Source organism: Pseudomonadota bacterium (assembly GCA_010028905.1).
Taxonomy (GTDB): domain Bacteria; phylum Vulcanimicrobiota; class Xenobia; order RGZZ01; family RGZZ01; genus RGZZ01.
Window position 1 is genome coordinate 1 of record RGZZ01000323.1, and the last position, 5,872, is coordinate 5,872.

Sequence of the window (5,872 nt, forward strand, 5' to 3'; positions counted from 1 at the left end):
TGGCGAGCGCTCCTATCGCTGAGGTGCGGCCCATCATCGCCGCGCCGCCGTGAAACCGGCTGAAACGGTCGTGAAATGCGGGTGAAGCCGGGTCTGTTCTGGGCTGATCTGCACAGAACGCGCGGAATCGCTGTTGCGGGGCGCGTGGGGCGAAAAGTTCTGACGCTCCTGGGCCAGAATGCGCGCAGGAGTTCGGCTCGTCGGGTGGAAGCCGCGGCAGACAACCACGGCTGGCCACGCCGCAACCAGGAGGCCGCACATGTCCGACGCCCAGAACATGGAACAGCTCGCCATCAACACGATTCGCACGCTCTCGATGGACGCCGTGCAGAAAGCCAACTCTGGCCACCCGGGCACGGCCATGGCGCTGGCCCCCCTGGCCTACACCATCTGGAACCGCCACATGCGCTTCGACCCGCAGAACAGCCTGTGGCCCGATCGCGATCGCTTCATTCTCTCGAACGGCCACGCCTCGATGCTGCTCTGGTCGATGCTCTACCTCACCCAGACGCAGGCGGTCAATGACAACGGCGTTCAAGAGGCGGGCATCACGCTCGACGACATCAAGCGCTTCCGCCAGCTGGGCAGCATGGCGCCAGGTCACCCTGAGTACGGCATGACGGCGGGGGTTGAGACCACCAGCGGCCCCCTCGGCCAGGGCTGCGGCAACAGCGTGGGCATGGCCATCGCCCAGAAGTGGCTGGCGGCGCGCTACAACAAGCCGGGCTTCGAGCTCTTCGACTACCGCGTGTACGTCTTGTGCGGCGACGGCGACATGATGGAGGGCGTGGCCTCTGAGGCGGCGTCGCTGGCGGGTCATCTCGGCCTCGACAACGTGTGCTGGATCTTCGACAACAACCACATCACCATCGAGGGCAGCACGAAGCTCGCCTTCACCGAAGACATCGCGGCGCGCTTCATGGGCTACGGCTGGAACGTGCTGCGGGTGGGCGACGCTAACGACGTCGCGCGCATCAGCCACGCGCTCGACGTCTTCGCGCAGACGAAAGGGCGCCCGACGTTCATCATCCTCGACAGCCACATCGGCTGGGGCTCGCCCAACAAGCAAGACACCGCGTCGGCTCACGGCGAGCCGCTCGGTGAAAACGAGATCACGCTCACCAAGCGCTTCTACGGCTGGCCGGAAGACGCGAAGTTCCTCGTTCCCGACGGCGTGATCGAGCACTTCGCAGAGGGCGTCGGCAAGCGGGGCGCAGAGGCGCGAAAGGCGTGGGACGACAAGCTCACCGAGTACCGCCTTGCGTTCCCCGAGCTGGCCCACGAGATTGACCTGATGCAGCGGCGCCAGCTTCCGGAAGGGTGGGAGACCGCGCTGCCCGTCTTCCCCGCCGACGCCAAGGGAATGGCGGGTCGCGACGCCTCCGGCAAGGTGCTCAACGCCGTGGCGCCGCGTCTTCCCTGGCTCGTGGGCGGCTCGGCCGACCTTGGTCCGTCGAACAAGACGCTGCTGGGCGGCGACGCGGGCAGCTTCCAGGCCGGCAGTTACGCGGGCCGCAACCTGCACTTCGGCATCCGCGAGCACGCCATGGCCGCGGCGGTGAACGGCATGGCCCTGTCGAGGCTGCGTGCCTACAGCGGCACGTTCTTCGTGTTCAGCGACTACGCGCGGCCGTCGATTCGCCTGGCCGCGCTGATGCGCATCCCCAGCCTGTTCGTCTTCACCCATGACGCATTGTCTGACGGGGAAGATGGTCCCACCCATCAGACCATCGAGCAGCTTGCCGCGGTTCGCGCCATCCCCAATCTGGTGGTGTTCCGCCCCGGCGACGCCAACGAGGTGGTCGAAGCGTATCGCTACGTGCTGGCGCTCCAGCACCAGCCCGCGCTGCTCACCTTGTCGCGCCACGCGCTGCCCACCCTCGATCGCGCGAAGTACGCGCCGGCCGCCGGCACGGCGAAGGGGGCCTACGTGCTCGCCGACGCCCCGGACGGCAATCCGGAGGTCATCATCCTGGCCAGCGGCAGCGAGCTGAACGTGGCCGTGGCGGCGCATGAGCTGCTGGTGGCAGAAGGGGTGCGATCGCGGGTGGTCTCCATCCCGTCGTTCGATGTCTTCGAGCGTCAGTCGGCCGAGTATCGCGAGAGCGTGCTCCCCCGATCGGTGAAGGTGCGCGTGGCTGTCGAGCAGGCCACGCCCTTCGGGTGGGATCGCTACGTGGGGCCGGACGGCGTGGTGATCGGCATGACCGGCTTCGGCGAGTCGGCCCCCATCGGCGATCTGAACAAGCACTTCGGCTTCACGCCGGAGAACGTGGCGGCCAAGGTCAAGGCGCAGCTCGCGCTGACTGCGGGCAATGCCTGAGCGCGCATTGTTGCGAGGCCGCCTCGCAACAATGCGCGACGCGCACTGATCGCGCGGCCCGAGGGCTCAGCCCTTGGGTTGACGTTTCCACTTGAACGTCTTGCAGATCTGCGCCAGCACGTCTCGTGCGATGTCGGGCTTTGTCGACTGGCCGTCATTGTAGTGGAGCGAGAACGACCGGGGGCCTTCGTACACCCACACCTGGAACATGCGAGTTCCGATCTCCGCCACGCCCCAGAAGCCGTTCAGATTCACGATCTTGTACTCGCAATCGGGATTGCGCTCGTTCCCGCTCATCATGCCACGGAGATCCTTCTCGGCATTCTTCTGTGTGTCTTTCGAATAGCCGCTGACGGCATCATACCGAGGCATTCCTGTGATCGAGATGGGCGAGGTGCCGTACTTGTCCGGCTCGAGGTAGAACATCTGCGTCATGAACTGCGAGCGCTGCCATCTGCCGTCGAGCTCGAACTGAAAGCCTGGGCACTTCTCCTCGCTTGACAAGGGTTCGAAGGTCAGGGGGGCTGCAGTAGCCGGGCGCACGAAGAGCCCCGACATGAGAATGGCGAGCAAGATGGGACGAAGACGGTGGAGATGAATCACGGAAGAGAGCTCCTTAGTCTGTTCGGGGTCACGCCGTCGTTCTTCGTTCGACGCGAATCCCGTTGATGACCACCTCGCTGCCGTTTGCGGTCACGGTGCCCGCATCGGCCGTTCGGCGAGCAGCGTCCGACGCTGCGGTGTTCCATTCCTTAAGGAGCGCCGATTGCGTGGCCTGCTCTCGCAGCGCGGTCAGTTCGTTCGAACGTTCCTTCCAGTGCCCGCGAAGCGGTTCGAGGGTCTTGCGCATCGAGTTCTCGACGCGGGCAGGAATGAGCCACGCCACTTGTTTGCCGACGATGCGTGGGGTGACCAGCAGGCCCGCGCAAAAACTCGTTGTCTGGATGACCGAGGCGATCGCGACCGGCATCGGGAGCATGTGGGTCAGCGCCGCTCCCGCAATCACCGTGCCCGCGAACGAACCCACCTGGACCCACCCTAGCACAGGCTCCGCGCAGTGTTTCCAGGTTTGTTCGTAGAGCTCACGCTCCATTGCTAACAGGGTGCTCCGGTCGCCGTCGAGGGCGGTGTTGTAGTGCGCGAGACGCGCCTCGGCGGTCGACTTTGCCGCAGTGGCGAGGATGACTGCCGCGTCTTTTTCGACGCGCTCGAGCAGGGCCGCGCTCAGCCCCGCGGTCGTGGCAGCGCCCGGACTCGCGGCAACGGTCGCGCTGCGCCCAGCAAGCCTGGCGTGTGCCATCAGCTCGGGAATCGTCGTCTGCAAGCGCGCGAGCCCTTCGGCCGTGGTTGGGGCCCCGACCGTGGTGTTGCCGGCGCGTTCGAAGATCTCTCCCGAGACATCGGGGTAGGCATTCAGGAGGTCGAGCGTGCTCTCCAGGCGGACACGGCGAGCGGGGAGCCCATTCGCGTCATTCACCCAGGTCGTGGTGCCACGCAGCACGCCGGGAGGGAGCGTCGGCCGCTTCGTGAACATCGTTGCGACCGCGTTGAGCTTGAGGCTTCGGCCCTCGAGGCCGTTGCTCTCGTTCACCAGGGTCGACAGCGCCTCGACGTGCGCTTGTTCCAGCGGTTGGGCGGTTTGTGCAATGTGCTGAAGGCTTTCGAGCTTCAGCCGCCGTCCTTCGATGGAGTTGCTCTCGTTCACGAACGATGCGATTCTGGCGAGCGTAGGGGCGTCCATCTGCGGCTGTGCCGTCAGGATCTCGCCGATGCATCGGCGCTTGAGCGCACGCCCTTCAGATGAGTTGCTCTCCGCGATGAACGACGTCACCACATGCTGGCGATCGGCGTTTCGCGTGGGCGAAGCCGTCGCCGTGGACCAGATGGGAGATGGGGTGGAGAGGATACGGCTGAATGTCATGTGCGCAGATTGTGTTGATGCGGTATGAAAGAAAGTTGAATGTCACGCATCGGGGTCGTGCGGAGCGCCATCGCCCGAGAACGCGCCGCGCTCTGCAGGGGTCAGGAGGGAGGCGCTGGGGGATTCCTCTCTCGGGTCTGCGAAGGACCGCGCAAGCGGGCCGTCGGTCGAAGGCGCGGCCTGGCGTTCATCATCCGGATTGGGTTGGAAGTCACGATGATCATCGTCTCGCGTGATGGCTATGCGGTCGAGGTGAGAGAAGACAGCCACGTGCGCGATCACGGCGTGCTCGCGCTCTTCACCGAGGCCGTGGCGTCGATGGCGCTGGGGGGGCGGTCGACCGTGAACGAGGCGGTGGAGATGGGGCGTGTCGTGGGGACCCGCGCCTGCGTCGTCACCCCGCCGGGGGCTGACGTGTACTTCGCCCGTCGGGGAGAGCGGTTCGGATACACGCGCATGGTGCGGGGCATCGCCCCCGAGCCGTGCAGCACCCTCGTGGTGGTGCTCGAGCGAGACGGCGAGATCTATCGCGCGGTCACCGCCTACGTGGGTACGCCATCGCCGCGCGAGCCGTGGGATGCGTCTCTCAGCGGTGACGCCGAGGCGCTCGCCCAGTCGGTGGCGTTCTGGAGCGGTCATGCCCTGGTTGATGATGGCTCGACCCCCCTCGAGCTGGCGTAGGCGAGAGGGCCCCGAGACTACCAGAGCGAGAAGTAGTATTGCCAGGAACTTCCCGCACGATGCTCTGCGAGTCCGACAACCCCGTCAATCTCGAAGTAGCGAACCGTCTTACCATCTGGCGGGGTCTTGCCGTTGACCTGTATCTCAACGCGAGCGTATCGCGGCCTCAGCAGCCCACGTACGTCAACCCGCGACAGCGTCACATCGCTCACCTGTTCGAGCGCGGCACTCTTCTGCTCGACCATCTCTCTGGTCGGTGCGGCATCGCGGTATCGCGCCATGACGGGCGCCCGATAGCTGTTGCGCAGATAGGTCAGAATGGTCTCTCGCGCTTGAGGAGAGAGGTCCCAGGCGTGCAGCCATCGGACAGCCAGCATGAGCAGAATCACACCGGCGGCAAGAGTGCGAGATGCGGCAGTTGTCGGCATGAAGGCTGATTTCTACTGGAGGAGCATTCGCTCCTGGGGGGCTGCATCGGCGGCGAGCGCGGCGGTTGCAAGGTGTCGTCGTGGCATTCTGCGGAGGTGGAGGCAGAACGGTGGCGGTGGCGACCTCCCCTGTTCAGCTTTGTGTCTGGAGGTGGGTGTCATGCGCGTTGTCAAGGCGGCTATCTGTATGGCTCTTCTGGCTTGTCTCGTGGTATCGCACACCGCGCAGGCGGCGACTGAGGTCGACTGGGCCTCGTCTCTGCCGGGCGTCTCGGTCACGGTGTCAAACGACAAGGGCTCCGCGCTGTCACGTGTCTACGCGGTATCTGACGTCGATGCGACCTACGCGGCGGTCAAGCAGGGCTTGACCAAGCGCGGTTGGACGGTTCAAGACGCGGCGAGCACGGTTGTGACGGGGGCGTCGGTGCACGCGCTCGTGGCGACCAGGGAGGGGCGTCGGTTGAGTGTCAGTGTTCAGGCCGCCACGGGTGTGTCGCCCACCATGTCGCTGCACCTCAA

6 protein-coding genes are annotated in these 5,872 nt (G+C 65.5%); 3 read left to right on the forward strand and 3 right to left on the reverse strand.

Annotation, left to right across the window (positions count from 1 at the left end; all coding sequences use genetic code 11):
* The first annotated feature begins 259 nt into the window (after positions 1 to 259).
* Positions 260 to 2,323: a transketolase gene (gene tkt / locus EB084_18070; protein NDD30167.1), complete on the forward strand. Its 2,064-nt coding sequence runs from the start codon at positions 260 to 262 to the stop codon at positions 2,321 to 2,323.
* A gap of 66 nt (positions 2,324 to 2,389) precedes the next feature.
* On the opposite strand, the gene EB084_18075 is transcribed toward tkt, so the two are convergent.
* The gene (locus tag EB084_18075; GenBank protein ID NDD30168.1) at positions 2,390 to 2,926 is read right to left on the reverse strand and encodes a hypothetical protein; all 537 of its coding nucleotides are present in this window, start codon (positions 2,924 to 2,926) and stop codon (positions 2,390 to 2,392) included.
* A gap of 28 nt (positions 2,927 to 2,954) precedes the next feature.
* Complete coding sequence (locus EB084_18080) at positions 2,955 to 4,244, reverse strand: hypothetical protein (protein NDD30169.1); 1,290 nt, start codon at positions 4,242 to 4,244, stop codon at positions 2,955 to 2,957.
* 39 nt (positions 4,245 to 4,283) lie between these two features.
* On the opposite strand from EB084_18080, the gene EB084_18085 reads away from it, so the two are divergent.
* Positions 4,284 to 4,925, forward strand: a complete 642-nt coding sequence (locus tag EB084_18085) for a hypothetical protein (protein NDD30170.1) — start codon at positions 4,284 to 4,286, stop codon at positions 4,923 to 4,925.
* Between the two features lie 17 nt (positions 4,926 to 4,942).
* Here the strand turns inward: EB084_18085 and EB084_18090 are convergent, their stop codons facing one another.
* Positions 4,943 to 5,314, reverse strand: coding sequence for a hypothetical protein (locus EB084_18090; GenBank protein ID NDD30171.1), 372 nt, complete (start codon positions 5,312 to 5,314; stop codon positions 4,943 to 4,945).
* A 199-nt stretch (positions 5,315 to 5,513) separates the two neighbouring features.
* Here EB084_18090 and EB084_18095 point away from each other — a divergent pair.
* On the forward strand, positions 5,514 to 5,872 hold a 359-nt coding region (locus EB084_18095; GenBank protein NDD30172.1), incomplete at its 3' end, for a hypothetical protein.